Here is a 25,768-nt window from a genome sequence, read left to right as displayed (position 1 = left end):
CTGCTCTCGAACTACCTGGAAACCATGCCATGCAACTCTCTGCTTTGACCGCCCTCTCCCCCGTTGACGGCCGCTACGCCTCTAAAGCCGCCGCCCTGCGCGAACACTTCAGCGAATTCGGCCTGATCCGCGCCCGTGTGATTGTGGAAGTTCGCTGGTTGCAGCGCTTGGCCGAGCACACGAAAATCGTCGAAGTGCCGCCCCTCTCCGCTGAAGCGACGGCGTTTCTTGAACAGTTGATTCGTGAGTTTTCGATTGCCGATGCCGAACGGATCAAAGAGATCGAGCGCACCACCAATCACGATGTCAAAGCGGTTGAGTACTTCCTGAAAGAGAAGATCGCAGGTCAGGCCGAGCTCCACGCAGTGACCGAGTTCATTCACTTTGCCTGCACCAGCGAAGATATCAACAACCTCTCCTACGGCGTGATGCTCAGCGACGGCCTTAACGCCATGCTGCCCACCATGCACGAAGTGGCTGACGAAATTGCCAAGCTGGCGATTGCCCATGCCGCCCAGCCGATGCTGTCGCGCACCCACGGTCAAACCGCGACCCCTACGACCCTGGGCAAGGAAATGGCCAACGTGGCCTATCGCCTCAAGCGCCAGCTCAAGCAAATTGAAGCGGTGGAAGTGCTCGGCAAAATCAATGGCGCCGTGGGCAACTACAATGCCCACCTGACTACCTACCCAGAGATCGACTGGGAAGCCAATGCGCGCACTTTTGTGGAAGGCTTGGGGTTAACGTTCAACCCTTACACGACTCAAATCGAACCTCACGACTATATCGCCGAGCTGTTTGATGCCATTTGCCGCTTCAATACGATCCTGATCGATTTTGATCGCGACGTATGGGGTTACATCTCACTGGGCTACTTTAAGCAGCGCACGGTCGAGGGCGAAATTGGCTCATCCACCATGCCGCATAAAGTTAACCCAATCGATTTTGAGAACTCCGAGGGTAACCTGGGCCTGGCCAATGCAGTGCTTAGCCACCTAGCGCAAAAACTGCCGATCTCCCGCTGGCAGCGCGACCTGACTGACTCCACCGTGCTGCGCAATCTAGGCGTGGGCTTGGCGTATGGCTTAATTGCTTATCACGCCAGCCTCAAAGGCATCAGCAAGCTTGAAGCCAACCCTGAACGTTTAGACGCTGATCTGGATAACAGCTGGGAAGTGCTCGCCGAGCCGATTCAAACGGTAATGCGCCGCTACGGCATTGAGAAGCCCTACGAAAAACTCAAGCAGCTGACCCGGGGCAAACGTATTGACCAAGCAGGCTTTGCGGCGTTTATTGATACCCTTGAACTACCCAGCGACGTCAAAACCGAATTGAAGGCGCTTTCACCGGCCAACTATATTGGTAATGCCCAGGCACAAGCCGAAGCACTGACGCATCAGCTAAACTCGCTGTAACCCATTTGTTGTGACCAACTTGCTGTAACCAACGTTGCTGCGACCACTACACCAGGACACGCCATGAACCATCACGATAAGCCGCTAACACTGCTGGGCGATCTTACCGCCGCAGACTTTCTGGCCAATTATTGGCAGCAAAAGCCGCTGCTGATTCGTGGCGCAATGCCCGACTTCATTAGCCCGATTGAAGCTGATGAGCTGGCGGGACTCGCCTGCGAGCCTGGCGTAGAGGCACGCCTGGTCGAAGAAGAAGGCCCCGATGGGCCCTGGCAGGTCTCCCACGGCCCCTTTGACGAAGCCACCTTTGAACGGCTGCCAGAGAACAACTGGAGTCTTCTCGTGCAGGCCGTTGACCATTATGTGCCTGCGGTCGCCGCGCTAATGGACGAGTTTGATTTCCTGCCGCGCTGGCGGCTCGATGACGTGATGATCAGCTACGCGCCTCCTGGTGGCAATGTGGGCGCGCATATCGATCAATACGATGTTTTCTTACTCCAAGCCAGCGGCCATCGCCGCTGGCAGCTGGGCGGCAAGCTCACGGAAGATGCGCCGATCATCCAAGGTATCGATCTTCGCATCCTGAAAGAATTCACCGTTGAGCCGGACTCCGACTGGGTGCTTGACCCCGGCGACATGCTCTATCTCCCCCCCGGCTGGGCACATCACGGTGTGAGCCAAAGCGATGATTGCATGACGATCTCGATTGGTTTCCGCGCGCCCTCCGCTGATGAGGCGATTACCTCCTATGCCGATTATTTGGGCGAGCAGCTTCCTGCCTCACAGCGTTACAGTGATGCGGGCATGGCGCCTGCCGAGCAGGTCGGTGAGCTGGACGACGACGCCGTTGAGCGTATGCGCCAACTGATTATGTCGACGCTGGATAACCCAACCCAGGTTGCCCAGTGGTTTGGCCGGGTGATGACCCAGCCAAAGTATGTGGATCAAGTGGTGCCGCTTGAAACGCCGCTAACCGAAGCGGCGCTTGTTGCTCAACTACAAGAGGGTGAACCGCTCTACCATATGCCTGGCTCACGCTTTGCCTGGCGACACGACGCCAGCGGCACCACGCTATTTGTGGATGGTGACGGCCACGCCTGTTCAACTGAATTAGCCAAGCGCCTAGCCGACACCAAGCCCCTTTACACCGAAGACCTTGAGCTTGACGGTGCCGCAGCGCTCATCACCCAGTTGGTCAACACCGGCAGCTTGGGCTTTATGAGTGATGAGGGTGAGGACGACGAGGAGTATTAATGGCCATTACCCACATTAGCACTGGCGATTGGGAGACACTTGGCCCGGCGGCTAGCGAGATCCGCCGCCAGGTGTTTATCGACGAGCAGAACGTGCCTCAGGATGAGGAGTGGGATGGACTGGATCCCGCGTGCCAGCACTTTCTCGCTATGCTTGACGGCCAGCCAGTGGGCACCGCACGCTTGCTACCCGATGCGCACATTGGCCGTGTCGCGGTACTCGCTACTGCCCGCGGCACCGGCATTGGCGTACTGTTGATGCAGGCTGCGATTGAGGCAGCGCGTCATGCGGGCCACCTCCAGGTCGCCCTCAGCGCTCAGGTCCATGCTCTAGCGTTTTATGAGCGGCTGGGCTTCATCGCTCATGGCGATGAATTCCTGGATGCAGGCATTCCTCATCGAGAAATGACGCTTTCGCTCGATTAACAAGCCCTCTTGATGGATCTCTAGCACTGCCTCGGCAGTGCTTTTTTATGCCTGTTTGACGAAAAACCACTACACAAACCCTCCCTTCCTCTACCTCCCTGTCGTCGGGTTACAACGGCCTCTGCCCCCAAGTGTCAATTGTTGAAGGCGCCATCCTCGTGGATAGTTATTGCATTGCAGCGTTAAGCCGATTTGGTCAATCCATAAAGCCCGCTCAACGCTGTAGCGGAGGTCTCTAGCGTTACAGCTTCCAGCTTTCAAGACGTTTGCATGAGAGACGATTGGCCTAGAGACACAATCACGAAATTCAATAATGCTAAATACAACCTCGCAGGTGCAGCATAAGCAAGTGCTGATTTGCAAAATACGTTCACGACCGAAGAGGATAAGCTCATGACAGGACTGCTCGACGATATCAAAGCAATGGCCCAGTTACGCGAAGCTCAAGGCGGCAAATGGGAAGCCATCAAACCGGAATACGCCGCCCGTATGCGTGCACAAAACCGCTTCCACACCGGCCTGGACATCGCTCGCTACACCGCCAAAATCATGCGCGAGGATATGGCCGCTTACGATGCTGATACCGCACAGTACACCCAGTCGTTGGGTTGCTGGCACGGCTTTATAGGCCAACAGAAGCTTATCTCGATCAAAAAGCACTTTGGCACCACCAAGCGTAGCTACCTCTACCTTTCCGGCTGGATGGTTGCCGCGCTGCGCTCTGAGTTCGGTCCGCTGCCCGACCAGTCAATGCACGAAAAGACCTCTGTTGCGAATCTCATCGAAGAACTCTATACCTTCCTGAAACAAGCCGATGCGTGGGAGCTTAACCACCTATTCCGTGCCCTGGATGAAGCCAAAGAGACTGGCGACAAATCAAAAGAGCAGGAACTGATCGGTAAAATTGACAACTATGAGACGCATATCGTCCCAATCATCGCCGATATCGACGCCGGCTTTGGTAACGCAGAAGCCACCTACCTGCTCGCCAAGAAGTTTATTCAAGCGGGCGCCTGCTGCATCCAGCTGGAAAACCAGGTCTCCGATGAGAAGCAGTGCGGTCACCAGGACGGTAAAGTTACCGTGCCCCATGAAGACTTCCTGGCCAAAATTAACGCCGTACGTTACGCCTTTTTGGAACTCGGCATTGAAGATGGCGTTATCGTTGCGCGTACCGACTCACTCGGTGCGGGTTTGACGCAAAAAATTGCCGTCACCAATGAACCAGGCGATCTCGGCGATCAGTACAATAGCTTCCTCGACGGGGATGTGATCGAAAATGCCGCCGACATCAACAACGGCGACGTGGTCATCAAGCAGAACGGCAAGCTGGTGAAACCCAAGCGTCTCGCTTCGGGCCTCTACCAGTTCAAACCCGGCACTGGTGAAGATCGCGTGATTCTTGACTGCATCACCAGCCTGCAGAACGGCGCCGACCTGCTGTGGATCGAAACCGAGAAGCCCCACGTTGGCCAGATCGCCAGCATGGTTAACCGGATTCGCGATGTCGTGCCGGATGCCAAATTGGTTTACAACAACTCACCGTCGTTCAACTGGACGCTGAACTTCCGTCAGCAGGTGTTCGATGCATGGCAGGAAGAGGGTAAGGATGTTTCTGCCTACCAGCGTGACAAGTTAATGAGCGCCGAGTACGACGAAACCGAACTGGGTCAGCTGGCCGATGAGTGGACGCGCAACTTCCAGCGCGATTCGTCTCGCGACGCAGGCATCTTCCACCACTTAATTACGCTGCCGACTTACCACACGGCCGCCCTCTCGACCGACAACCTGGCGAAAGGCTACTTTGGCGATGAAGGTATGCTGGCTTACGTGAAAGGCGTACAGCGCCAGGAAATTCGTCAGGGCATCGCCACGGTTCGCCACCAGGATATGGCAGGCTCCAATATCGGTGATGATCATAAAGAGTTCTTCCACGGTGATGCCGCGCTCAAAGCCGGGGGCAAAGACAACACCATGAATCAATTTGGTTAGTAATCGCCCACGTTACTTTTTGATCCCTGCACAGGAGGCCTAACGGCCTCCTGTTTTGGTTCGCTCTGAGTATTTGCACACTGTTTTCTTAATACGCTGTTACACTCTCCGTTATGATATTTCTTGACTACTTTTTTGTCAGCTTTGACCTTTTCCATTGATTGCTGGTCAAAATGCTTTACATCAGCTATCTTTAGCGAACACCGTTCTATAACTATAATCGCTCTTCACTTTGCTTTTAACGACGGCAGTGTGGGCGACAGTTAACTCAATAGACACTCTGGAGGTTTTAATGAAACGTCTTCTTCTACCGGCTGTAGCTTTAAGTATTCTCACGTTGGCTGGATGTGCCAACACCTCGGGATACTCGGGTGATGTCTATAGCGGCAACCAAGCAAAAACCGGCCAAAGCGTTACCTACGGCACTATCGTGGCGGTTCGCCCGGTACAGATTCAAGCCGATAGCCGCGCTGGAGGCCTTTTAGGCAGCGGCGGTGGCGCCATTATCGGCGGCCTTCTGGGTAACCAAGTGGGTGGTGGTTCAGGTCGCCAGCTAGCAACCGTGGCAGGCGCTCTCGGTGGTGCCGTAGCTGGCACTGCAGCTGAAGACGCGACTAACCGCGTTGACGCATTGGAAATGGAAATTCGTCGTGACGACGGTACCGACGTTATCGTTGTACAACGTGCAGACCGCCAGTTCCAGGCTGGTCAGCGGGTACGCTTAATCGGTAGCGGCGCCAGCATGAGTGTTGCACCTTATTAATTGATTGCTATCGTTCAATAGTATTTTGTTATCAAAAAAGCCCGGCCATCTTATTAGATGGCCGGGCTTTTTTATGGCAACTGACTTTTTATGGCGGATAACTTAATGATGAGTCTTGTTACTTGCCCAATTAGCTAGAGCCATGATGGCCCAGCCAATAAGAGCTAGCAGAATGACCACCAACAGCATCTCTACGGGCTGGATCAGAGTGGTGGCTCCCAGTACTGCCAGCGAAATCGCCCATAAGTAGCGATTGTTGCCATGGCTCTTCAGCACACTGGGCAACATCTTATCCAACCCTTGGCTAACACCCTTGTTCCAGCGGTCATTGACAAAATAAGCAATCAGGCAAAAGGCGATAAGCCAAATAATCAAGATCGTCATTGCATGCTCCAAAATGATAGGGCAAAGAAAAAAGTGATGGCCGTAGGGTATCCCTGGTCACTCTGGCGCGCAATACCGCCGAAAGTGGTGGGTAGGAAAAAGCGCCGCTACCCCCCCTGACAAGTCAGCCTACACGCGTTACCATATTGGAACATGCACTCACCGAAAGGTTATTCCATGCAAATTGCGCAAAACTCGGTTGTCGCGTTTCACTACACTCTGACCAACGATGCAGGTGAAGTGCTAGACAGTTCCGAAGGCCGTGAGCCGCTTACCTACCTCCATGGCGCCGGTAACATTATTCCGGGCCTTGAGAAAGAGCTGGAAGGTCGTGCTGCTGGCGAAAAGCTGAACGTTAGCGTTTCTCCTGAAGAAGGTTATGGCGAGCTGCAAGAGCAGCTAATGCAAGAAGTACCGCGCGATGCGTTTCAGGGCGTTGAAAGCATTGAGCCGGGCATGCAATTCCAAGCCCAGACGCAAGGTGGCCCGCTAATGGTTACCGTCAAGAAAGTCGAAGGCGATACGGTTGTTGTCGATGGCAACCACCCGCTGGCTGGCCAGCAGCTCAACTTTGACGTTGAGATCGCTGAAGTACGTGAAGCGAGTAGTGAAGAAGTTGAGCACGGCCACGTGCACGGCGAAGGCGGCGTAGAGCACTAAGACGCTCACGCTACCGATCAAAAAAGGTGGCCTCCGGGTCACCTTTTTTTTGGCATCCGAAAAGCGGGCTTATTCATCGGGTATCAGCACTAGCTGCCCGTGGCGCACGCTTCGCGACGAGGTAACTTCAGCGGCGAACTGCTTAAGCACACGCCCCCGACCTTTGAGCAGCGCTACTTCCAGGCAACTGTCATGATTGATATGCACGTGCAGGGTCGAAAGCGTGAGGTCATGATGGTCATGGGAATGGCGAGTCAAGCGCTTGGACAGCTCACGAGCGGCATGATCGTAGACATACACCAGCGCGCCCATGCAGGGCGAATCCGGTGCAGCCTCTTCTCTCACCTGCTTTAAGCCACTACGGGTTAAATCACGAATCGCTTCTGAGCGATTTTGGTAGCCACGCTCATGCATCAACGCATCTACCTCTGCCACCAGTTCCTCATCAAGCGTTACCGTTACACGCTGCATTCACGCCTCCTCTTATAAGACCTGCTTTCCATGTGCTGCCGCCACCGTTAGTATGATGTTATTGTAAAAACATCATACTAAATAGCGTAAAGGATAAAGCGATGGCTCCACCAACTCGGCCTATCTTACTGGGTATTACGCTAAGTTGTTTAGCTGCCATCAGCACCGCCGAGGCAAAAGAGCGGTTAATTCTGGCCATTGGTGGCGAACCCGAACAGGGCTTCGATCCACTTTTGGGTTGGGGGCAGTATGGCACTCCGCTGTTTCAGTCGACGCTGCTCTCGCGGGGGAAAGATCTTGCGCCGCAGCCAGAATTAGCCACCGAGTGGTCGCTCTCTGAAGATCGCCTCACCTGGACGCTAACGCTACGTGAAGACGCCCGCTTTGCCGACGGCATCTCGTTGACCGCCGAAGATGTGGCCTACACCTTTAATACCGCGGCAGAGGCAGGTGGGCGGGCAGACTTAAGCGCGCTTGCCGAGGCGAGCGCCATTGATGATCAGACCGTCACCCTTCGCCTTCACGCCCCGCGAATTACCTTTATAGACCAACTGATGACGCTGGGCATTGTGCCCCACGCCGAGCGGGATAGCGGCTATAACGAACAATACGGCCGACATCCCTTGGGCTCTGGACCCTATCAACTGGTGGAGTGGCAGGAAGGCGAACAGCTGATAGTTGAACGAAATCCCTATTTTTACGGCCCTGCCCCCGCCTTTGATCGCCTGATATTTCTGTTTACCGGCGAAGACGCCACGCTCAGTGCGGCCCATGCAGGCCAGGTCGATATCGCATCAATTCCACCGGCGTTGGCGGCCAATGTGCCTGAGCATATGCAACGGGTCACCATGGAGAGCGTCGATAATCGCGGCATTCTTTTCCCCATGCAGCCAGCCACCGGCGAGCATGCCACTTCCGGCGCACCGATTGGCAACGATGTCACGGCTGACCCCGCCATTCGTCAAGCGATCAATTTGGCCGTTGATCGCGATACGCTGGTGGAAGTAGCACTGCACGGCTTTGGTCGCCCCGCCTTTGGCCCGGCAGACGGCCTTCCCTGGAGTAGTGATGAAGAGCGGATAGACGCACCTGACCTTGCCCAGGCGAATGAGCTACTTGACTCCGCTGGCTGGAAACTGAGGGACGATGGCCTGCGCTATAAAGATGGCCTGCCCGCTCGCTTTCGGCTTACCTACCCCTCAAGCGATACCACCCGACAACTGCTTGCGGAAGTGAGTACCGAGATGGTTCGCCCATTGGGCATCGAGATGCAGCCGACAGGCCGCCACTGGGATGAAATCCAGCGTGAATCGGTTCACCAGGACGCCATCATGTTCGGCTTTGGCAGTCACAGCCCCCAAGAGGTTTATTACCTTTTTCACAGCCAGCATGGGGGCAACGGTTTTTATAACAGCGGCCTCTACGCTAACACTGAAGTGGATACACACTTAGATGCCGCTCAGGCCGCGGAGAGTGTCGAAACTGCTAACCAGTACTGGCGCGCTGCCCAGTGGGATGGCACCACTGGCTATGGCGTACGCGGCGATAGCAGCTGGGCGTGGCTGGTTAACCTTGAACACGTTTACTTCGCCAACACCTGTTTAGACGTTGGCGAGCTTGGCGTAGCGCCCCATGGTCACGGCTGGCCCATCACCGCTAATCTGCTTGAGTGGCGCTGGACGTGCGACTGATCCTGCGTATTGCAAGGCGCTTGGGCCGCCTGACGCTGGTGCTGCTGTGCGTAGGCCTGGTGTCATTTGGGCTGATGATGGTCTCGCCCGTCGACCCTGTGGATGCCTACCTCGGCCCGAAAATGGCGCAGGTAAGCCCTGAGCAGCGTGCACTGATTGCCGAACGCTGGGGATTCGATGCGCCACCCGCCGTTCAGTTTGGCCACTGGCTGCGCCAGCTGGTAAGCGGTGATTTAGGCTGGAGCCATGTGTATAACCAGCCGGTTAGCGAGGTTATTGGCCAGCGATTTCAGCGCTCAATCATGCTTCTGGGCAGCGCCTGGCTACTCGCAGCGCTGCTCGGATTTAGCCTAGGCGTTGTGGCAGGTGCTAAAGAGGGTTCCACGCTGGATAACATCATTAGTACCTACGCCTATATTACCGCCTCCACGCCCGCCTTCTGGCTGGCGATACTTGCCGTGCTGCTTTTTTCAGTAACGCTAGGCTGGACACCCACTTGCTGCGCTGGTCCAACGGGCACCTTGAGCCAAGATGTCACTCTCGCTACGCGCCTGCACCATCTGATACTGCCGATCGCCACCCTGGCGTTGCTGGGCATTGCCAATGTCACTCTTCACACCCGCGCTCGCATGCTTGAGCTAATGCGCTCAGAGGTGGCCACTCATGCTTTCGCCCAGGGTGCCAGCCGAATTGATGTGGCCTGGCGCCACGGCCTGCGCCATGCCAGCCTACCAGCGATGACGCTGGCGTTTGCTTCACTGGGCGAGCTCTTCGGCGGCTCCATCTTGATCGAGCAGGTATTTGCTTATCCCGGCTTAGGCCAAGCCACGGTGGCGGCGGGCCTGCGCAGCGACGTACCCCTGCTGCTGGGCATAGCGCTATTTACCGCCCTGTTTGTCAGCGTCGGCAATATGATCGCCGATAGCCTCTACGGTGTTATCGATCCGCGCATTCAGGCAGGTGGGCTATGAGTATGGCTCAACCGCGCCTTCGTGCCCTCTTTAGCCTGGGCCTCACCGCTCTACTGATCACGGGCTTGATCGCCAGCCAGTGGCTGCTGGGCGATTCACCGCAGCAGATGCAATTTAACGCCCGGCTGGCACCACCCAGCGTTGACCACTGGCTAGGCACCGACACCCTGGGCCGGGAACTCTGGGCGCGCACCCTGGCAGGGCTGGCGCTAAGCTTCTGGGTGGGCTGCTTGGCGGCGCTACTGAGCACGCTGATTGCATTGAGCTTGGCAGCAATAGCCACCCTGTCAGCGCGGCTGGACGCGCTGGTGAGTCTGCTGATTGATACGCTGCTTAGCGTGCCTCACCTGATTTTATTAATGCTGATTGCCTTTGCCCTGGGCGGTGGCACCCAGGCGGTGATTATTGCCGTGGCCGTGACTCACTGGCCAAGCCTAGCCCGAGTGCTACGCGCCGAGCTATGGCAATTGCGGCAGGCGCCCTATGTGCGAATATCCCGGGCGCTAGGTAAATCACGCTGGTTTGTGATCCACGGCCATCTATTACCCCATCTTGTTCCCCACTGCTTAGTCGGTGCCCTGCTGCTGTTCCCTCACGCCATTCTCCACGAAGCGGCATTGACCTTTTTGGGATTTGGCTTGAGCCCCAGCCAGCCCGCTATTGGCGTACTGCTGGCCGATGCCATGCGCTATTTGAGCGGCGGTTACTGGTGGCTGGGGGTATTTCCCGGCCTGGGGCTGCTGTTGATGGTGCTGGGATTCGAGCGCCTTTCCACTCATCTACGCCGGGCCCTTTAGCGCTTTCAAGGAGATTACTGATGGGAGGTTTACCGTGTTAACGATTGATCGGCTGTCGCTACAGCTACCGTTATATGTCTCCTGGTGGAAGCGTGAATGGGCCACCTGCCTGAATGAATGTTCACTAAAATTTTCCGCGGGTGAAGTGCATGCAGTGGTCGGCGCTTCAGGAGCTGGAAAAAGTCTCTTGGCCTACGCAGTGATGGGGTTACTACCAACACCTGCTCGTTTGAGTGGGCAAATTGGCTACAAGGGCGAACCGCTGAATGCATCACGTCAACGCAAGCTTCGCGGCCGGGAGCTGGCGCTTATTCCTCAGTCGCTTAACGCACTAGACCCACTGGCGCGCACCAAACGCCAAGTGGCCTGGGCGGCCCAGCGCGCCGGACACTCGTCACGTCACGCTCGACACGCCGCCCAACGTGCCTTAGACCACTACCAGCTAGATGCTCGCGCCCAGCAGGCCTACTCCCATGAGCTTTCCGGCGGCATGGCACGTCGCGTACTGGCGGCGATGGCTCATGTTAGTCAGGCACAGCTAGTGATTGCCGATGAGCCCACAGTGGGCCTAGACCCTCTCCATCGCCAGCGTGTTTTAGATGCACTGCGCGGACTGGCCGACCAAGGAAAAACGGTGATATTAATTACCCACGACCTTCGCCACGCCCTGCCGATTGCTGATCGCGTTACCATTATGCGTAACGGCCAGCAGGTCGAAACGGCCCCGGCCCGCGCCTTTCAAGACAGCGGCGCTTCGCTTACCAACACTTACTCCCAGGCATTGTGGTTAGCACTGCCCGACAATGGCTTTTCGAGCCACGCGGTAAGCCATGCTCCACAGACGGAACAGGAGGCCACCGTTGCTTGAAGCGCGCCAACTTAGCTTTCATTTCTCACCCGATGCGCCTTTGTTTGATTCCGTTTCACTCACGCTGAACGCGGGCCAGTGGGCAGGGTTGAGCGGTGACTCAGGGGCAGGCAAATCGACGTTGGGAAAACTACTGGCAGGCTACTTAGCTCCGTTTGAAGGAGAGGTAAGCTTAGATGGTAAGGCCCTGCCGAAAAGCGGTGTACAGCCCGTTCAATGGCTGCCGCAGTCGCCGGAGCTGGCGGTTAACCCCCGCTGGCGAGTCGGCAAGATTTTACGCGAAGCGTGGACGCCTTCTAACGCGCAGTGCCAAACGTTTGGCGTGCAGCCAAGCTGGCTATCTCGTTTTCCACAATCGTTATCAGGGGGAGAGCTACAGCGCGTTTGCGTATTGCGTGCCCTTGCACCAGAGGTACGCTTTCTAATCGCCGATGAAATATCAACGATGCTCGACCCCATCACTCAACTTGAGCTGTGGCAGGCGCTAAAACGGGAGGCGGAACAACGCCAGCTTGGCGTGCTGGTGATCAGTCACGACAGCTCACTACTGGAACGGCTTTGCCCACAGCGCTTGCACTTAAGCGGTGGCCAATTGAACCCATGGTAGTTGATGGTAGTTAACCAACCGCTTGGCGACGTTCAAAGCGCCAGAGGCCGAAGGCAATCATTAGCGTAATACTTAGCAGTAACCACGAACCAATGCTCACCCCCGCCCAGCCTGCCCAGCGCCAGAACGGCTCTAACCAGAAGCCACCCAGACTGGCACCCACATAGTAGAACACCAGATAGAGCGCCGAGGCACTGCCCCGGGCGCCCTGGGCATAACGCCCCACCCAACTGGAAGCCAACGAGTGCGCCAGGAAAAAGCCGAAGGCATTGATGCTTAACCCGACAATAATCAGCACTAGCGACTCAGATAAGGTGATCGCCGTGCCCAGCATTAAAATCAGCACCCCCACCATCATGCATGCCGCCGGCGAAAAACGTCCTGCCAACCGACCGGAAATCATCGAGCCAAAAGTGCCGCCTAGATAAGTTAAGAAAATCAGCCCCAAACCGCTGGCCGCCAGTTGATATGGCACCGCCGCTAAGCGGAAGGTGATATAGCTGTACTGGTTAATAAAGATCAGAAAGTTGATGCCGCCCAAGCAGTAAGCGGCCAGCAGCACCGGGTTACGCAGATGACTGACTAAATCACTGGCCGCTTTGCGCAGCTCAAAGCGCTGGGGAGTAAAGGCGCGACTATTGGGCAACAACCGCCAAAATACGACGCAGCCGATTAGCGTCATGATACCGACCGCTAAAAATGCCGCGGTGGGGCCACCTATTTCGGCAGCGCCCCCACCGACAATACGCCCACTGATTCCGCCGAGCGAATTAGCGCCAATATAGAGCCCTACCGCACTTAATAGCGCTGGCTTCTCAAACTCATCGCCCATCCAGGCGATAGCCACTGCTGGCAACCCGCCCAGCACGAAGCCCTGCACCAAGCGCAGTAGTAACAAGCTTTCAAAGGTGGGCGCGAAGGCCAAAGCAAGGGAGCAGCCGCCTGCCAGCAGCAGGGTTATGCGCATGATACCTTCGCGACCGATGGCATCCGAAAGGGGGCCAAATACCAGCAAAGCCAAGGCGAGAGAGAGGGTCGATACTGACATGAGCAAGCTGACACCCAGGGTCGAGACATCGTAAGTCTCCTTTAACCCTGGCAACAACGGCTGCGGTGCATAAAGATTAATAAAAACAAGAAATGAGCCGAGGCAAAGCGCCAAGGTGGCGCGCCACCAGGCGCGCGTTTTGGCTTCAATCATGCCGTTCCTAACTAAAAAGTGAGAGGCCTGACGGCTAGAAAACACTTCCGCTTAGCTGGGCCAAATGCGTTGGCTCCAGGGCACGACGCGCCTGCCAGTAGTAACGCCGCCAGTAACTATTATCCAAGCTGGAAATAATCACCCCTTTCGAGGTCGAGGCATGCAGAAAATAGCCATTACCGACATAAATGCCGACATGGTTATATCGACCTGGGGGGCTGAAGAACACCAGATCGCCCGCCTGCAGTTCTTGGCGGTCGATCGGGCGTCCCTCGTGTATTTGCCCTCCAGTGGAGCGCGGTAACTCTAAATTAAAGGTGTCACGGTAAACATTGCGAACCAGGGCCGAGCAGTCAATTCCTCTTTCTGTCGTGCCGCCAATCCGGTAAGGCGTTCCTGCCCAGCGCTGATGCTGGGCCAGCAGCGCCTCGCGCACCACTGTTGGCGGCGGGACTTGCATACTGCGCAATTGCGCATCGATGGGATCAACCGGCGACATTTGCGGATTCGCCCCCATACCCGGCAACGACATAGAGAAGTAGTTTTCAGGGGCCTGCATATTGCTCTGTCGAGAGGAACCTGCGCAGCCAGCCACCAATGTAACTATAAAACAAACACTTACAACACTAACAGCGGTCACAGCGGGGCGTGGCAACGCAACCATGCGATAAACCTCGTGACATTGATAAGGGGTCGGTATGACAAAACTCATTTTCCCACGCATGACTATAAGCTAGTTATCCTATGTTTGGCGAGCCTAATGTAAGGTGCGCTGATCGCCCGGCAGCGTATCAATATGCAGTGGCGCAAAATGGCGCGGTTTATTCCCCGGAAAATCGAGACTGACCCACGGCCCGGCCAAGACCGGCGCACCACATACCCAGGCCACCAGGGCTTGACGAAAACCGGCTAAAAAACTCTCTCTTTCTGGGGTTTCGCCCATAAAAAACGAGAAGCCAGCGTACATGCCCATGGCATACTCCTGCCACCCGGCGTAGTGATCCGCCGCCAGCTGATAAGCGCGATCCAATACGCTGGCAAACGCAGTACTATCAAGCCAACCAAGCTGCCGTGCTGCAATCGCCAGATCGACCAGCTGGGCAATATCCCAGGCCGCCATATCGACTTCATTACAGCCATCTTCGTTGTCGCGTACCCGACGTAAACGAAGCAGATGGTGGTGCTCATCTTCAGCACAGTCGCCAGATTCAAGAATGGCGATTTCAGCGCTTAAACGTTCGGTATTGAGGGTGTAAGGCGCATAGTTGATCTGATACTCCTGGCGATCCCCCGCCTCGAGCATATAGGTCAAAAATTCCTGCATATCCCCAGCGCTGCTCAAGTGATAATGGCTCTCTACCCACTCGCGGATTTCAGCGCACTCACGGGCGCTTTCGGGCTGTGGTTCGCTCCATACGGCACTGTTTAAAGGCCCGACCAGCGACATGGCCGTGAAGTGGCTTAAGGTGGGACGGCTGCCCGGCTCACACCAGGCGTCGTGGCGCCAATCAAGCCAGTGGAACAGGCTACCGGGGTCTTCGATATGCCAAATAATTTCGTTAATTAGCGATGCATGCTCGGGCTCGGGCAGGCAACTCTCCCAGGCAAACCATGCGTCTAATAAGCGCTTGGCATTGGGGTAAAACCGACACAGGCAACTGCGAAGCGCGCTGGCGTACTCCATTAATGGCCCACGATCCAGTAAGCCGCTATCGAGGGACATATGCAGATAGAAAGCGAATTTTTCGGCCATATGGATAGTGGCCGCGTGACGGCTCACCCCCTTGACGGCATTACGCTGTTTAAGCTCTTCCGGAGTCGGTTGGCCAAACCAACTTTGCGAGGGTGGCAAAACGCCATGCACCGCGTCAGCCGCCAGTTGATTAAGATGATGCGCCTGAGCGGGTAGCCAGTAGCGCGCCAACGCATGGGCACCTTCATCGGCGTGCAGACCCAGCGACTCCTGCAAATAGAGCGCCGCATCGGCTCGCTGCTCTTCTGGCAGCGCAGCTGACGGGTCTATTTGGCGCAGCATCACATCCGGCTCACGGACGCTGGCTAATGCCAGCAGCCAGTGGTGAGGGGTATTGCGCCAATCACGAATACGCGTTTGAGACGCCTTCCGCGTGGGCTCATCCAATAGCTCACCCGGCGAACGCTTCCAGGGGCTGTGAGCGCTGTGCAGCAGTAACTGGTGCCGCTCACTGGGAGTTTTACCGCGCCGGTCAATGCCATCAAACAGGCTCTGTCCACGCCCATAGGCGTTAAGGACGGCGTACCAGTCATGGTAGCGGCGGCTAATCAAATCGGCGGCGTGTCCCGCCAGGTCATCGGCCTCATCCTGACTGAGCCAACCGCAGCAAGCGCCCGCCCAGGCAAGCTCGACAAGTCGAAGCCAATCCCAGGCTGCCCACTCCAGCGGTTCTCCCTGGTTTACAAATTTATTCAGTACGGGTGCATATGGCGACTCTTCGACTACGCTGCGCTGCCACTCCATGCGCTGAGCGTTATCCATGCTCAGCAGTTCACGGGCTTCGATATCCCAGCGCTGTCGCTCGCCCTGTGCGCCTAGCCAGAGCATTCCCCCCAGCAGGGCGTCGCGGTCATGAACATCCCATACGTGGGCCAGCCACGCGGTGGCGTCGGGCCAGTCGGTATGGCTAGCAGGATAAACAGTGATTGGCCGAAACAGCGCGCATAGCCGCCAGCTCTGTGCCTGAGGCTGTTGAGGCCAGAGTGACGCAGGGGCAGGAAGTTTAGCCAAGGCGTTTTCGAGGGCTTCCCAAGTGACGCCTTCGCCATCGGTTTCGAGATTGGCAAGCGCCTGGCAGGCATCAATAAAGCGATCGTCCGCACCCACTTCCCAGCCTCTTGCCCCCAGGGCACGGCGCAGGTCAGCGAGCCATGCGCGCAAATCGCTGTAATCACTGGTAATACGGCGTGTTAAATGGTGCGCCCAGACGCGTGACTGATCTGCTTCTAACCAGCCCGCTGCTCCGGCAAGCGCAGCCCACTCGAGCGCGCCTAATAGACGATCGGCACGACCTGCAGGTGCACCCAGGCCGTGAAACAGCTGTTCGGCCAGCTCTCCCCGATCGGTAATTCCCAGTTGCAGCAAACGCTGCTCAGCAGCGCCTGCATCGACCGCCAGCGGATGAGGAGTAAACGCCCAATCACACAGCACGAGCTGTTGGGCCCACCAGGCATTTAACGCGTCGATCAAGAAGCACCTCGAAAAAAACACAGTGGCACCGACAAAGCGCCGGAATAAGGCCGCCCAGTGTAACGGAAGTGGCGCGAAACACCGATAGCGTCAGTATAAAACGACATCGCCCGGCACAAGGCCGGGCGGTGTTTTACAGGTAGCAACTCAATCGCTACGCTTTTTTAACCTTACTGATTACCCAAAGCAGTACCACAGCACCCACGGTCGCGGTGACTAGCGAACCGATAAAGCCACCAGAAGAGAGGCCAAGAAGGCTGAACAAAAAACCACCCACGACCGCACCAACGATACCGACACCGATATTACCCAGGATGCCAAAACCGCCGCCGCGCATGATGTTGCCAGCAATCCAACCAGCTAAACCACCAATAATTAACCATGCAATAAAGCCCATATAGTCTCCTTACTATTTAATGACGGGTTTCAAGTACGTATTTCAGCTATGTATCTCCACTACGTATGTTAGTAGGTGTTTTACCTACTAGTCACGCTTGTTCTACCATAGCACACAGCGTTAGTGTTCGGCGCCTACCGGTATAGCTGCTTGGCAACTCTTAAAGGAAAATTCATGATCCCCGACTCGCTCAATCAACTGGTTAAAAGCACTCAAGGGCAACAAACGGCCCAGTGGGAAGGCCGAGACGTGGTGCTTTTCAATATGCCGTGGGGCGAGTTGGTGATTAGCCTCCAGGGCGCTCAAGTGCTGCACTTCTGCCCTGTAGGCGACACCGACTGGTTATGGCTGACGCCTACGCCACAGGCGTTGCCAGGTGCTATCCGGGGCGGTATTCCGCTCTGCTGGCCGTGGTTCGCCGACGAGCGCTATGCCGATGAGAGCCCCAACCATGACGGTCCCTTCCATGGCCTTGCCCGCCACGCTGAATGGCATTTGGACGCCGTGGATGAGCACGCCGAGGGAATTGAACTCCATCTTTCCCCGGCGCAGCCCCTGCATACAGTGCTCACAGCGCGCCTGGTGGTACAAGCCAACGCACAGCGCTTAAACGTTGAGCTGATTAGCGAAAACATCGGCGAAACGCCGATCAAAACCAGCGGTGCGCTGCACACCTATTTAGCCGTTGCTGACACCCATCAGTGCCGCTTGGAAGGCCTTTCCGGCGCCCGCTATCTCGACAAACTACGCGACTTTGTTGAGAGTGAGCAGCAGGGCACGCTGGCCGTTCAGGGCGCCGTTGACCGCATTTATCACACCAATGAAGCCGTGCTGCTCAACGATGGCGAGCGCAGCCTGCGCATCGGCAAACAGTCCAGCGACTCCACCGTGGTGTGGCATCCCAACCACGACCTGCCCAGCGACACTCCCGCCGAGGTAGCACGCCAGTTTATCTGCGTTGAAGCGGCCAATACGCGCCTAGACCCGGTCTGGCTGGTGCCCGGAGCACAGCACCTGTTAGGCACCACCCTCAGCCGCGGTTAACCTTCGGTTCATCAATATTTTGCTATCATGCGCTCACTTTCATTTGAGCTAGGGAGATCCAATGGATCCGCAGCAATGGCTAGAGGCCGCTACGCTAGCCTTTAATTTAATCGGCATGGTGGTGTGTTTAGTGGGTCTTACCTTGGCGCAAAAAATGACTCGCCGCTGGCCGGGCTACACGTTGGCGGGGATCGGCTTTTTGATTGCCACCCTACCGATGCTTTCACAGCTACTATTAATGTTTCGCCAGTAATGGTCATACAGCCCGGCTTGTTTTGAACTGGGCTGATTATGAAGAGACCCAGTTTTGAATAGAGACGGGACCGCGTTAAGTTGGCAAGAGCCATAAAAGGATCGAAAGGATGCGTCAGCCGTTAAGTCGCGAACTGAGCAATTTGTTAGAGCGGGGGCGGGATCGCCAGTTGCGCTTAGCGGTAACGGGCCTCTCGCAAGCAGGCAAAACCGCTTTTTTGACCTCGCTGGTCAATCAACTGCGTCACGCTGGCGTTGAGGCGCGGCTCGATTTGCTGCCCGCTGCCAGGGAAGGCCGCCTGCTCGGCGCCCAGCGGCTTAACCAGCCCGACCTGGGCGTGCCGCGTTTTCCCTACGACCCCGGCATGGCTGCACTGCGCGATACGCCCCCGCGTTGGCCGGAGCCCACCCGCGGGATCAGCGAGTTACGCTTACAGCTACGCTACCGCCCTGCCCGCAGCGGCTGGTTAACCCCAGAAATTGCCCACCTCACTCTCGACCTGTTCGACTACCCCGGCGAGTGGCTGCTCGATTTGCCACTACTGCAGCACGACTTTTATAGCTGGAGCCAAGCACAGGCGCTGTACGCAGGCGAACAGCGCCGTGGCCTGTTTAGCGAGTGGCTAGCGGCGGTGGAGAAGCTCGACCCGGCAGGCGAAGCCGATGAGGCTCAACTGGCTGCCCTGGCAGAAGAGTATGCCCAAGGCCTTCGCCGCGCCAAAAAGGCCGGTTTTTCCGACCTACAGCCCGGGCGTTTTTTGCTTCCCGGCGAACTGGAGGGCGCACCCGTGCTGCAGTTTTTTCCGCTGCCCCAGCTCGACGCCTCTCAACATAACACCTCAAGAGAAACGCTTGAGGCACTGCCCGCCAACAGCCTTTACGCTACCCTGGCAGCTCGCTTTCGCTACTACCAGCAGCAGGTGGTCAAGCCCTTTTATCGCGACCACTTCCGCCGCTTTGACCGTCAGATTGTACTGGTGGACGTGCTTGGCGCACTCAATGCCGGGCCGGAGCGCTTTGAAGACCTTTCCAGTGCGCTACGCCAGTTAATGCACAGCTTTGATTATGGCCAACGCAGTCTACTGACGCGCCTGTTCGCGCCTAAAATAGACCGCCTGGCGATTGCCGCCACCAAAGCCGATCACGTCACTCCCGATCAACACGGCCACTTGGTGCAGCTGTTAGAGGCCCTGCTGGCAGAGCCACTCAAAGATCTACGCTTTGCCAACGTACCGGTCAAAGCGCTCTCGCTGGCAGCGATTCGCGCCACGGAAGCCCGCGAGGTGACCCATGAGGGTAAGCGCTCACCTGCTCTGCGAGGCACCACATTGGAAGGCGAAGAGGTGCTGGTTTACCCCGGCGATGTGCCCGCCCGGCTGCCCGCTGCCGATTTTTGGCAGCAGCAGGGCTTTGACTTCCCCGGCTTTCGCCCGATGCAAACCACTTCAGAAGCGCTGGATCATATTCGCATGGACGCCGCCATCGACTGGCTGATTGGAGATAAACTGACATGACAACCCCACAGCCACGGCGCCACTTTACGTTGGATGACCAGCCCGAAGAGGCCGCTGATGCGGAGACGCTCTTGCGCCAGCGCGAAGCCTTTGCTGGCACTAGCGAGCACCATCCGCTAGCGCCCCTTCCCGAAGATAAAGCGCTACCTGCTGCCAGTTTAGGTGCCCCGCGTAAACGCCGCTGGGGGCTGCTATTTGCCTTGGTGGGTGGTGCCGGGCTAGGCACAGCCGAGCTGGTCACCGGCATTCCTGATGCGATGGCTCAGTCACAGTGGCTCGCCATTGCCTGGCAGTTGTTCGGGATTAGCCTGATTGGTCTAGGGGGCGTTTCACTGCTGAAAGAGTTGGGGCGTTTACGGCGCCTAAAGCGCCACGACAAACTGCGCGTTGATTTAGCCGAGCTGCCGCTGCGCTCACCCAAGCAGGCCCGGGCCATGGCCGAGCAGTTGAGGCGCCAGCTCAAACTTGCCGATGATGACCCGCACTGGCTGGCCTTTCAACGCGCCAGTCAGCCGCACCATAGCGGAGAAGAGATCCAAACGCTGCTGCGCTACCACCTACTGGCGCCGCGCGACCGTGAAGCCCAGCGCTTGGTTACCCGTATGTCCGGGGAAACCGCCATCATGGTCGCCATCAGCCCGCTAACGCTGGTGGATATGGCGCTGGTAGCCTGGCGCAGCCTGGCGATGGTGGATAGACTCTGCCGCCTTTATGGACTTGAACTGGGTTACGCCAGCCGCCTGCGGTTGTTTCGTAACGTGCTGCACAACATGGCGTTTGCCGGTGCCAGCGAACTGGCCACCGACGCCAGTATGGATATGCTCTCGCTGGATTTAGCCAGCCGCCTCTCCGCCCGCGCCGGGCAGGGCTTGGCCACCGGGCTGCTTAGCGCGCGCCTTGGGTTACGCGCCCAGCGGCTCTGCCGCCCAGTACCTTTTACCCCCGATGAGCAACCCAAGATCGCCGACCTTCGCCAAGACCTGTGGCGGCAGATCAAGCGGCTGGATAAAGAAACGGTTCCGCAGAGCCGCCAATGAAGTAACCGACGACAAGCCTTTATTCGGTCATAAAATGGGATTCAACGCTGTTTATCCTCATGATGGATGTTTAACATAGCATCCTCCAGTGAGGAGACGTAGTTCATGAACAATCCCAACAATCCTGAGTCGCCTTCAGAAACGAGCGACATGCAAACCGACTATGTCGTCGGGCAGGATAATATCAAGGGGCAACTTGGCCCCATCGGCTTTGACATCCACAATCGCGTCTTCGTGGTATCCGCGCTTGCCTCGGCCATTTTCATTGTCCTCACCCTGCTGTTTCCAGAGCGAGCGGAAAGCGTTTTCCAGTCCATTGTCGCCTTCTCTACGGGAACGCTGGACTGGTATTTCATGATCCTGGTCGATTTCTTTATTCTGTTCTGCTTAGCACTGGTGGTGCTGCCTTATGGCTCAGTCAGACTGGGCGGGGCCGATGCCCGACCGGATCACAGCTATCTCTCCTGGTTCGCTATGCTGTTCACCGCGGGCATCGGCATCGGCCTGCTGTTCTTCGGCGTACTCGAGCCGGTTTACCATGCCAATGTCTCGCTGCCCTTGGGCGTCGAGTCCCCGTTTGGTGCTGACGGTGAGCTAAACCCAGCGGCGATTGCTGATGCCAGTGCCTTAGGGCTTGCCGGCACCTATCTCCACTGGGGTATCCATGGCTGGGCGGTGTATATCGTCATGGCGCTAGCGCTGGGCCTGTTTACCTATAACAAGGGCCTACCGTTCTCGATTCGCTCGGCGTTCTTTCCCATCCTCGGCGAGCGTGTCTGGGGCTGGTGGGGCCATGTGATCGATATCCTGGCGGTGTTTTCCACCCTCTTCGGGCTGGCAACGTCCCTCGGGCTCGGCGCCCAGCAGGCCAATGCGGGGATGAACTTTGTCTTCGGCCTGGAAGTCAGCACCTTAACCCAGGTCATCGTCATCATTCTGGTAACGGCGGTGGCGCTGGTGTCGGTTTGGCGCGGTCTTGAGGGCGGTTTGAAGAAGCTCTCCGAGATCAACATGATCCTGGCCGTTCTGTTCTTCTTTTTCGTGCTCTTCGCTGGTCCCACGCTTTTGGCGCTAAGCGGCTTCTGGTCGGGGCTTACCACCTATGTCACGGACTTTATTCCTCTATCCGCGCCCTTCGGTCGCGAGGACGATGCCTACCGTCAGTCCTGGACGATTTTCTACTGGGCGTGGTGGATTAGCTGGGCACCTTTTGTGGGGATGTTTATTGCTCGTGTTTCTCGGGGGCGCACGGTGCGTGAGTTTATCCTCTGCGTTTTGCTGGTTCCCAGTCTGTTTATCTTTATCTGGATGGGCGTCTTCGGTTCGACCGCCCTTGAACAGCTCTATGCTGACCCGGCGGGCAGCCTGGTGAAAGAGTATGTCATCGACAACTACAGACCCGAGCTTTCGCTGTTCGGCATGCTGAATGAGCTACCGTTGACAGGCCTGATGTCGACCCTGGGTATCGTGCTGGCGCTGATCTTCTTTGTCACCTCCTCGGATTCCGGCTCCCTGGTCATCGATACCATCACCGCCGGTGGTAAAATCGACGCGCCGCGGCCACAGCGTATGTTCTGGGCGGTCATCGAGGGCCTGATCGCGATTGTGCTGCTTATCGGTGGGGGTCTGACCGCGCTTCAGGCAGGGGTCACCGCCACCGCTATTCCGTTCTCGATTGTGATGTTGCTAATGTGCTACTCGATCATCAAGGCGCTCAATGGCGAGTTGCGGCTTATCCGAAAGTGATACCTGCCGCTAAAACCTTTAGGCAACTGTAAAAAAGGCCCTCTGCTGAAACCAGCAGAGGGCCTTACTATTTCACAACAGGTTCGAACCACGTGGTTTACGCAATACGCTGCTCGGTCTCAGCATCGAATAAGATCGCCCGCCCCATATCTACCCTTAGCGCCAGTCGCTCCCCAGCAGCCACCGCGCATTTCGGCCCAACACGGGCTGTTACTTCCTGTTCGCCCAGGGGTAAACGCAGCAGGATATCCGCCCCGGTAGGTTCGACTACCGCCACACTGGCGCTCAGCAGCGTTCCTTCCGCTTGGGACGTTAAGCGCTCATCCTCTTCGCTGAAGTGCTCTGGGCGTAGTCCGAGAATAACCGGTTGGTTAAGCCGTTCGGCCATATCTGCGGCGATGCGCTCTTCTGGCCAGGGCAGCACCAGCTCATCCTCACCGGGCGTGGCAATGCGCAGTTGATAACCGCCGTTGTTATTTTCCAGAGAGGCACGAATAAAATTCATCGACGGCGAGCCCATAAAACCCGCCACAAACATATCCACCGGGTTGTTGTAGACCTCATCCGGCGAGCCGAGCTGCAGAATATGGCCGTCGCGCATCACCGCAATGCAGTCGGCCAGGGTCATGGCTTCGACCTGGTCGTGGGTAACGTAAACGATGGTGGTACCCAGGCGCTGGTGGAGTTTTTTGATCTCGGTACGCATATCCACACGCAGCTTGGCATCCAGATTAGAGAGCGGCTCGTCAAACAGGTAGACCTTGGGCTCCCGAGCAAGCGCCCGCCCCATGGCTACCCGCTGACGCTGGCCGCCGGAGAGCTGCGCAGGCTTGCGTTCCAGCAGGTGAGTAATTTGCAGTAAGTCGGCTACCCGCTCCACGGCTGCTTCCCGCTCGGCTTTGGGCACCTTGCGCATCTCAAGCCCGAAGCTGATGTTCTGGCGTACGGTCATGCTGGGGTAAAGCGCGTAGGACTGAAACACCATGGCGATGTCCCGATCTGCGGGGGTGCGCCAGGTCACGTCTTCGCCATCGATATAGATATTGCCAGAGGTCACCGGCTCAAGCCCGGCAATGGCATTCATCAGCGTGGACTTACCGCAGCCTGAGGGACCAACCAGAATCAAGAACTCGCCGGAATCGATCGAAATGCTGACATCTTTGAGCACCCGCTCGCTGCCGAACTCTTTGCGTACGTTGTGGATTTCTAACGCTGCCATAATAAGGAACCCTATTTTTGTTAGGCTTTTAAAATAACTAACCTTTAACCGAACCCGCTGTCAGCCCGCGCACGAAGTATTTTCCCGCCAGCACGTACACCACCAGGGTAGGCAGCGCGGCAATCATTGCCGCCGCCATATCCACGTTGTACTCGCGAACGCCGGTGGAAGTATTCACCAGGTTGTTAAGCGCCACGGTAACGGGCTGGGTGTTGTGGGCTGAAAACGCTACGCCAAACAGAAAGTCGTTCCAGATTTGGGTGAACTGCCAAATTACCGACACCACGATGATAGGCGCGGAAACCGGCAGCAGAATGCGCCAGAAGATGCGGAAGAATCCGGCACCATCCAGCTTGGCAGCAGAGACCAGCTCATTGGGAATACCCACGTAGAAGTTGCGGAAAAACAGCGTGGTGAAGGCGATGCCAAAGACCACGTGAACCAGGATCAACCCCGCTCGGGAGCTGGAGATCCCCAGCCAGCCGAGGGTTTGCGCCATGGGCAGCAGCACCACCTGAAAAGGAATAAAGCAGCCAAACAGCATCAGCGCGAAGACTAATTCAGAGCCTTTAAAGCGCCATTTGGTCAGTGCATAGCCGTTAAGGGCTCCGATAGTGGTTGAGATCAGCACCGCTGGGATCACAATCGCAAAGGAGTTCCAGAAGTAACCGCCAACCCCATCGCAGCGCATGCCGGTACAGGCTTCACCCCAGGCTTTTGTCCACGGCGCGAAAGTGGGATTTTGCGGAAATGAGAGCAGCGACCCGGCGCTGATTTCGCTCAGCGGCTTCACCGAGGTCATCAGCATCACCACCAGCGGGAGAATATAGAACAGCGCGGCGAGTATCAGCACGCCATAGAGCAGGCCACGGCCGAGCCGCGCAGCGGGCGTCTGTCGACGAATCACATTAGCCATGCTTGCGGCTCCTTAATTCGGAGTAGAGATAAGGAATCAAAATCGCCAACACGCCGCCCAACATCAGCATGGCGCTGGCAGAGCCCAACCCTATCTGCGCCCGGGTAAACGCATGGGCATACATAAAGGTGGCGGGTAGATCGGTGGCGTAGCCAGGCCCGCCGCCGGTGAGCGCGACGACCAGGTCAAAGCTCTTAATCGCAATATGGGCCAAAATCATCACGGCGCTAAACACGACCGGACGCAGGCACGGCATCACAACGCGCCAATAAATCCTCGGCAGGCTGGCACCATCCAGCTGGGCCGCTTTCACAATACTGTCGTCGATGCCCCGCAGGCCGGCTAAAAAGAGTGCCATCACAAAGCCTGACGCCTGCCATACGGCGGCAATCACCAGGGTATAAATCGCCATGTCCGGGTTAGTGATCCAATCAAAGCGAAACGATTCAAAGCCCCAACCCTGGACCATGGCCTGAATACCCAACTGCGGGTTAAGCAGCCACTTCCACACCACCCCGGTCACGATAAACGACAGCGCCATGGGATAGAGGTAGATCGTGCGCAGCGCACCCTCTTGGCGAATTTTCTGATCAAGCAGAATGGCCAGCAGCGAGCCAATCACCAGACAAATCAACACGAACAGCACGCCAAAAATCATCAGGTTGGTCGAGGCTACCCACCAGCGCTCATTGGCCATCAGGCGTGAATACTGGCCAAAGCCGACAAAGTCGTAGCTGGGCAGCATGCGCGAGCTGGTCAACGAGAGCACGAACGTCCACAGCATGAAGCCGTAAACAAAGAACAGCGAAATCGCCACCGACGGTGCCAGCACCAAGCGCGGCAGCCACGCCTGCAAACCACCGGATGGCGTCGACCGCTTAGCGCCAGCCCCTAAAGGCGTCGCAGAGGTATTTTTCATGG

The 25,768-nt window shown here is 56.9% G+C and carries 25 protein-coding genes; 16 read left to right on the top strand and 9 right to left on the bottom strand.

All coding sequences use genetic code 11. The features are described 5' to 3' along the window. The first annotated feature begins 29 nt into the window (after positions 1-29). The 5 genes from purB (at position 30) to HZS80_RS04420 (ending at position 5,849) form a co-directional block, all read left to right on the top strand. On the top strand, positions 30-1,415 hold the full coding sequence (purB, locus tag HZS80_RS04440; RefSeq protein WP_035555912.1) for an adenylosuccinate lyase: 1,386 nt from the start codon (positions 30-32) through the stop codon (positions 1,413-1,415). A gap of 63 nt (positions 1,416-1,478) precedes the next feature. Continuing rightward, a complete protein-coding gene (locus HZS80_RS04435; RefSeq protein WP_035555914.1) occupies positions 1,479-2,669 on the top strand; it encodes a cupin domain-containing protein in 1,191 nt (396 codons plus the stop codon). Further along, entirely contained in the window at positions 2,669-3,094 is a 426-nt protein-coding gene (locus tag HZS80_RS04430) for a GNAT family N-acetyltransferase (RefSeq protein ID WP_035555916.1), read from the top strand. The genes HZS80_RS04435 and HZS80_RS04430 overlap by 1 nt, the downstream gene beginning before the upstream one ends. Before the next feature lie 393 nt (positions 3,095-3,487). Then, on the top strand, positions 3,488-5,086 hold the full coding sequence (locus HZS80_RS04425) for an isocitrate lyase (protein ID WP_179915272.1): 1,599 nt from the start codon (positions 3,488-3,490) through the stop codon (positions 5,084-5,086). Positions 5,087-5,378: 292 nt separating this feature from the next. Beyond that, positions 5,379-5,849, top strand: coding sequence for an outer membrane lipoprotein (locus tag HZS80_RS04420; RefSeq protein WP_035555921.1), 471 nt, complete (start codon positions 5,379-5,381; stop codon positions 5,847-5,849). Between the two features lie 102 nt (positions 5,850-5,951). On the opposite strand, the gene HZS80_RS04415 is transcribed toward HZS80_RS04420, so the two are convergent. Further along, positions 5,952-6,233: a hypothetical protein gene (locus tag HZS80_RS04415; RefSeq protein ID WP_179915271.1), complete on the bottom strand. Its 282-nt coding sequence runs from the start codon at positions 6,231-6,233 to the stop codon at positions 5,952-5,954. Between the two features lie 177 nt (positions 6,234-6,410). Between HZS80_RS04415 and HZS80_RS04410 the strand changes: the two genes are divergently transcribed. Next, entirely contained in the window at positions 6,411-6,893 is a 483-nt protein-coding gene (locus HZS80_RS04410; protein WP_008958526.1) for an FKBP-type peptidyl-prolyl cis-trans isomerase, read from the top strand. 69 nt (positions 6,894-6,962) lie between these two features. On the opposite strand, the gene nikR is transcribed toward HZS80_RS04410, so the two are convergent. Next, positions 6,963-7,364 (bottom strand): nickel-responsive transcriptional regulator NikR, encoded by a 402-nt coding sequence (gene nikR, locus HZS80_RS04405; RefSeq protein WP_179915270.1) that lies wholly within the window; start codon positions 7,362-7,364, stop codon positions 6,963-6,965. 101 nt (positions 7,365-7,465) lie between these two features. On the opposite strand from nikR, the gene HZS80_RS04400 reads away from it, so the two are divergent. From HZS80_RS04400 to HZS80_RS04380, 5 genes are read left to right on the top strand one after another with little or no spacing between them, the layout of a single operon-like run. Further along, on the top strand, positions 7,466-9,055 hold the full coding sequence (locus tag HZS80_RS04400; RefSeq protein WP_179915269.1) for an ABC transporter substrate-binding protein: 1,590 nt from the start codon (positions 7,466-7,468) through the stop codon (positions 9,053-9,055). After that, positions 9,046-10,026, top strand: coding sequence for an ABC transporter permease (locus HZS80_RS04395; protein ID WP_179915268.1), 981 nt, complete (start codon positions 9,046-9,048; stop codon positions 10,024-10,026). Before HZS80_RS04400 ends, HZS80_RS04395 begins: the two co-directional genes overlap by 10 nt. Further along, positions 10,023-10,823, top strand: a complete 801-nt coding sequence (locus tag HZS80_RS04390; protein ID WP_179915267.1) for an ABC transporter permease — start codon at positions 10,023-10,025, stop codon at positions 10,821-10,823. Before HZS80_RS04395 ends, HZS80_RS04390 begins: the two co-directional genes overlap by 4 nt. Before the next feature lie 34 nt (positions 10,824-10,857). After that, positions 10,858-11,691 carry an ATP-binding cassette domain-containing protein gene (locus tag HZS80_RS04385; protein ID WP_179915266.1) on the top strand — a complete coding sequence of 278 codons (834 nt, stop codon included), beginning with the start codon at positions 10,858-10,860 and terminating at the stop codon, positions 11,689-11,691. After that, entirely contained in the window at positions 11,684-12,298 is a 615-nt protein-coding gene (locus HZS80_RS04380) for an ABC transporter ATP-binding protein (protein WP_082072608.1), read from the top strand. Before HZS80_RS04385 ends, HZS80_RS04380 begins: the two co-directional genes overlap by 8 nt. Before the next feature lie 10 nt (positions 12,299-12,308). Here HZS80_RS04380 and HZS80_RS04375 read toward each other — a convergent pair whose 3' ends face one another. The 4 genes from HZS80_RS04375 to HZS80_RS04360 all read right to left on the bottom strand — a co-directional run bounded on the left by HZS80_RS04375 (position 12,309) and on the right by HZS80_RS04360 (position 17,119). Then, entirely contained in the window at positions 12,309-13,499 is a 1,191-nt protein-coding gene (locus HZS80_RS04375) for an MFS transporter (RefSeq protein ID WP_035555938.1), read from the bottom strand. 34 nt (positions 13,500-13,533) lie between these two features. Continuing rightward, positions 13,534-14,058 carry a C40 family peptidase gene (locus HZS80_RS04370; RefSeq protein ID WP_035555940.1) on the bottom strand — a complete coding sequence of 175 codons (525 nt, stop codon included), beginning with the start codon at positions 14,056-14,058 and terminating at the stop codon, positions 13,534-13,536. Positions 14,059-14,256: 198 nt separating this feature from the next. Continuing rightward, a complete protein-coding gene (locus HZS80_RS04365) occupies positions 14,257-16,722 on the bottom strand; it encodes a DUF1266 domain-containing protein (RefSeq protein WP_179915265.1) in 2,466 nt (821 codons plus the stop codon). A gap of 154 nt (positions 16,723-16,876) precedes the next feature. Further along, a complete protein-coding gene (locus HZS80_RS04360; RefSeq protein ID WP_035555944.1) occupies positions 16,877-17,119 on the bottom strand; it encodes a GlsB/YeaQ/YmgE family stress response membrane protein in 243 nt (80 codons plus the stop codon). A gap of 174 nt (positions 17,120-17,293) precedes the next feature. Between HZS80_RS04360 and HZS80_RS04355 the strand changes: the two genes are divergently transcribed. From HZS80_RS04355 to HZS80_RS04335, 5 genes are all read left to right on the top strand, one after another. Continuing rightward, a complete protein-coding gene (locus tag HZS80_RS04355; RefSeq protein WP_179915264.1) occupies positions 17,294-18,163 on the top strand; it encodes a D-hexose-6-phosphate mutarotase in 870 nt (289 codons plus the stop codon). Positions 18,164-18,224: 61 nt separating this feature from the next. After that, the gene (locus HZS80_RS04350; protein ID WP_035555947.1) at positions 18,225-18,416 is read left to right on the top strand and encodes a hypothetical protein; all 192 of its coding nucleotides are present in this window, start codon (positions 18,225-18,227) and stop codon (positions 18,414-18,416) included. Between the two features lie 109 nt (positions 18,417-18,525). Next, the gene (locus tag HZS80_RS04345) at positions 18,526-19,929 is read left to right on the top strand and encodes a YcjX family GTP-binding protein (protein WP_179915263.1); all 1,404 of its coding nucleotides are present in this window, start codon (positions 18,526-18,528) and stop codon (positions 19,927-19,929) included. Continuing rightward, positions 19,926-20,966: a YcjF family protein gene (locus HZS80_RS04340; RefSeq protein ID WP_179915262.1), complete on the top strand. Its 1,041-nt coding sequence runs from the start codon at positions 19,926-19,928 to the stop codon at positions 20,964-20,966. Before HZS80_RS04345 ends, HZS80_RS04340 begins: the two co-directional genes overlap by 4 nt. 105 nt (positions 20,967-21,071) lie before the next feature. After that, positions 21,072-22,712, top strand: a complete 1,641-nt coding sequence (locus HZS80_RS04335) for a BCCT family transporter (RefSeq protein ID WP_179915261.1) — start codon at positions 21,072-21,074, stop codon at positions 22,710-22,712. A 97-nt stretch (positions 22,713-22,809) separates the two neighbouring features. On the opposite strand, the gene HZS80_RS04330 is transcribed toward HZS80_RS04335, so the two are convergent. Genes HZS80_RS04330 through HZS80_RS04320 form a run of 3 tightly spaced genes read right to left on the bottom strand, consistent with a single transcriptional unit; the run spans position 22,810 to position 25,766 of the window. Further along, positions 22,810-23,931, bottom strand: a complete 1,122-nt coding sequence (locus HZS80_RS04330) for an ABC transporter ATP-binding protein (RefSeq protein ID WP_179915260.1) — start codon at positions 23,929-23,931, stop codon at positions 22,810-22,812. A 37-nt stretch (positions 23,932-23,968) separates the two neighbouring features. Next, a complete protein-coding gene (locus tag HZS80_RS04325; protein WP_009287309.1) occupies positions 23,969-24,847 on the bottom strand; it encodes a carbohydrate ABC transporter permease in 879 nt (292 codons plus the stop codon). Further along, complete coding sequence (locus HZS80_RS04320) at positions 24,840-25,766, bottom strand: carbohydrate ABC transporter permease (protein WP_179915294.1); 927 nt, start codon at positions 25,764-25,766, stop codon at positions 24,840-24,842. The genes HZS80_RS04325 and HZS80_RS04320 overlap by 8 nt, the downstream gene beginning before the upstream one ends. Between the last annotated feature and the right edge of the window lie 2 nt (positions 25,767-25,768).

This window comes from Vreelandella glaciei (genome assembly GCF_013415125.1).
In the GTDB taxonomy this organism is placed as follows: Bacteria; Pseudomonadota; Gammaproteobacteria; order Pseudomonadales; family Halomonadaceae; genus Vreelandella; species Vreelandella glaciei.
This window is presented reverse-complemented; position numbering and strand designations above follow the sequence as displayed.

Excerpts from the sequence above, each read along its gene's own strand:
- HZS80_RS04330 (WP_179915260.1), bottom strand. The coding sequence starts at position 23,931 with ATGGCAGCGTTAGAAATCCACAACGTACGCAAAGAGTTCGGCAGCGAG.
- HZS80_RS04430 (WP_035555916.1), top strand. The coding sequence starts at position 2,669 with ATGGCCATTACCCACATTAGCACTGGCGATTGGGAGACACTTGGCCCG.
- purB (WP_035555912.1), top strand. The coding sequence starts at position 30 with ATGCAACTCTCTGCTTTGACCGCCCTCTCCCCCGTTGACGGCCGCTAC.
- HZS80_RS04360 (WP_035555944.1), bottom strand. The coding sequence starts at position 17,119 with ATGGGCTTTATTGCATGGTTAATTATTGGTGGTTTAGCTGGTTGGATT.
- HZS80_RS04370 (WP_035555940.1), bottom strand. The coding sequence starts at position 14,058 with ATGCAGGCCCCTGAAAACTACTTCTCTATGTCGTTGCCGGGTATGGGG.
- HZS80_RS04420 (WP_035555921.1), top strand. The coding sequence starts at position 5,379 with ATGAAACGTCTTCTTCTACCGGCTGTAGCTTTAAGTATTCTCACGTTG.
- HZS80_RS04355 (WP_179915264.1), top strand. The coding sequence starts at position 17,294 with ATGATCCCCGACTCGCTCAATCAACTGGTTAAAAGCACTCAAGGGCAA.
- HZS80_RS04325 (WP_009287309.1), bottom strand. The coding sequence starts at position 24,847 with ATGGCTAATGTGATTCGTCGACAGACGCCCGCTGCGCGGCTCGGCCGT.
- HZS80_RS04375 (WP_035555938.1), bottom strand. The coding sequence starts at position 13,499 with ATGATTGAAGCCAAAACGCGCGCCTGGTGGCGCGCCACCTTGGCGCTT.
- HZS80_RS04390 (WP_179915267.1), top strand. The coding sequence starts at position 10,023 with ATGAGTATGGCTCAACCGCGCCTTCGTGCCCTCTTTAGCCTGGGCCTC.
- HZS80_RS04410 (WP_008958526.1), top strand. The coding sequence starts at position 6,411 with ATGCAAATTGCGCAAAACTCGGTTGTCGCGTTTCACTACACTCTGACC.
- HZS80_RS04345 (WP_179915263.1), top strand. The coding sequence starts at position 18,526 with ATGCGTCAGCCGTTAAGTCGCGAACTGAGCAATTTGTTAGAGCGGGGG.
- HZS80_RS04425 (WP_179915272.1), top strand. The coding sequence starts at position 3,488 with ATGACAGGACTGCTCGACGATATCAAAGCAATGGCCCAGTTACGCGAA.
- HZS80_RS04320 (WP_179915294.1), bottom strand. The coding sequence starts at position 25,766 with ATGAAAAATACCTCTGCGACGCCTTTAGGGGCTGGCGCTAAGCGGTCG.
- HZS80_RS04400 (WP_179915269.1), top strand. The coding sequence starts at position 7,466 with ATGGCTCCACCAACTCGGCCTATCTTACTGGGTATTACGCTAAGTTGT.
- HZS80_RS04340 (WP_179915262.1), top strand. The coding sequence starts at position 19,926 with ATGACAACCCCACAGCCACGGCGCCACTTTACGTTGGATGACCAGCCC.
- nikR (WP_179915270.1), bottom strand. The coding sequence starts at position 7,364 with ATGCAGCGTGTAACGGTAACGCTTGATGAGGAACTGGTGGCAGAGGTA.
- HZS80_RS04335 (WP_179915261.1), top strand. The coding sequence starts at position 21,072 with ATGAACAATCCCAACAATCCTGAGTCGCCTTCAGAAACGAGCGACATG.
- HZS80_RS04415 (WP_179915271.1), bottom strand. The coding sequence starts at position 6,233 with ATGACGATCTTGATTATTTGGCTTATCGCCTTTTGCCTGATTGCTTAT.
- HZS80_RS04350 (WP_035555947.1), top strand. The coding sequence starts at position 18,225 with ATGGATCCGCAGCAATGGCTAGAGGCCGCTACGCTAGCCTTTAATTTA.
- HZS80_RS04435 (WP_035555914.1), top strand. The coding sequence starts at position 1,479 with ATGAACCATCACGATAAGCCGCTAACACTGCTGGGCGATCTTACCGCC.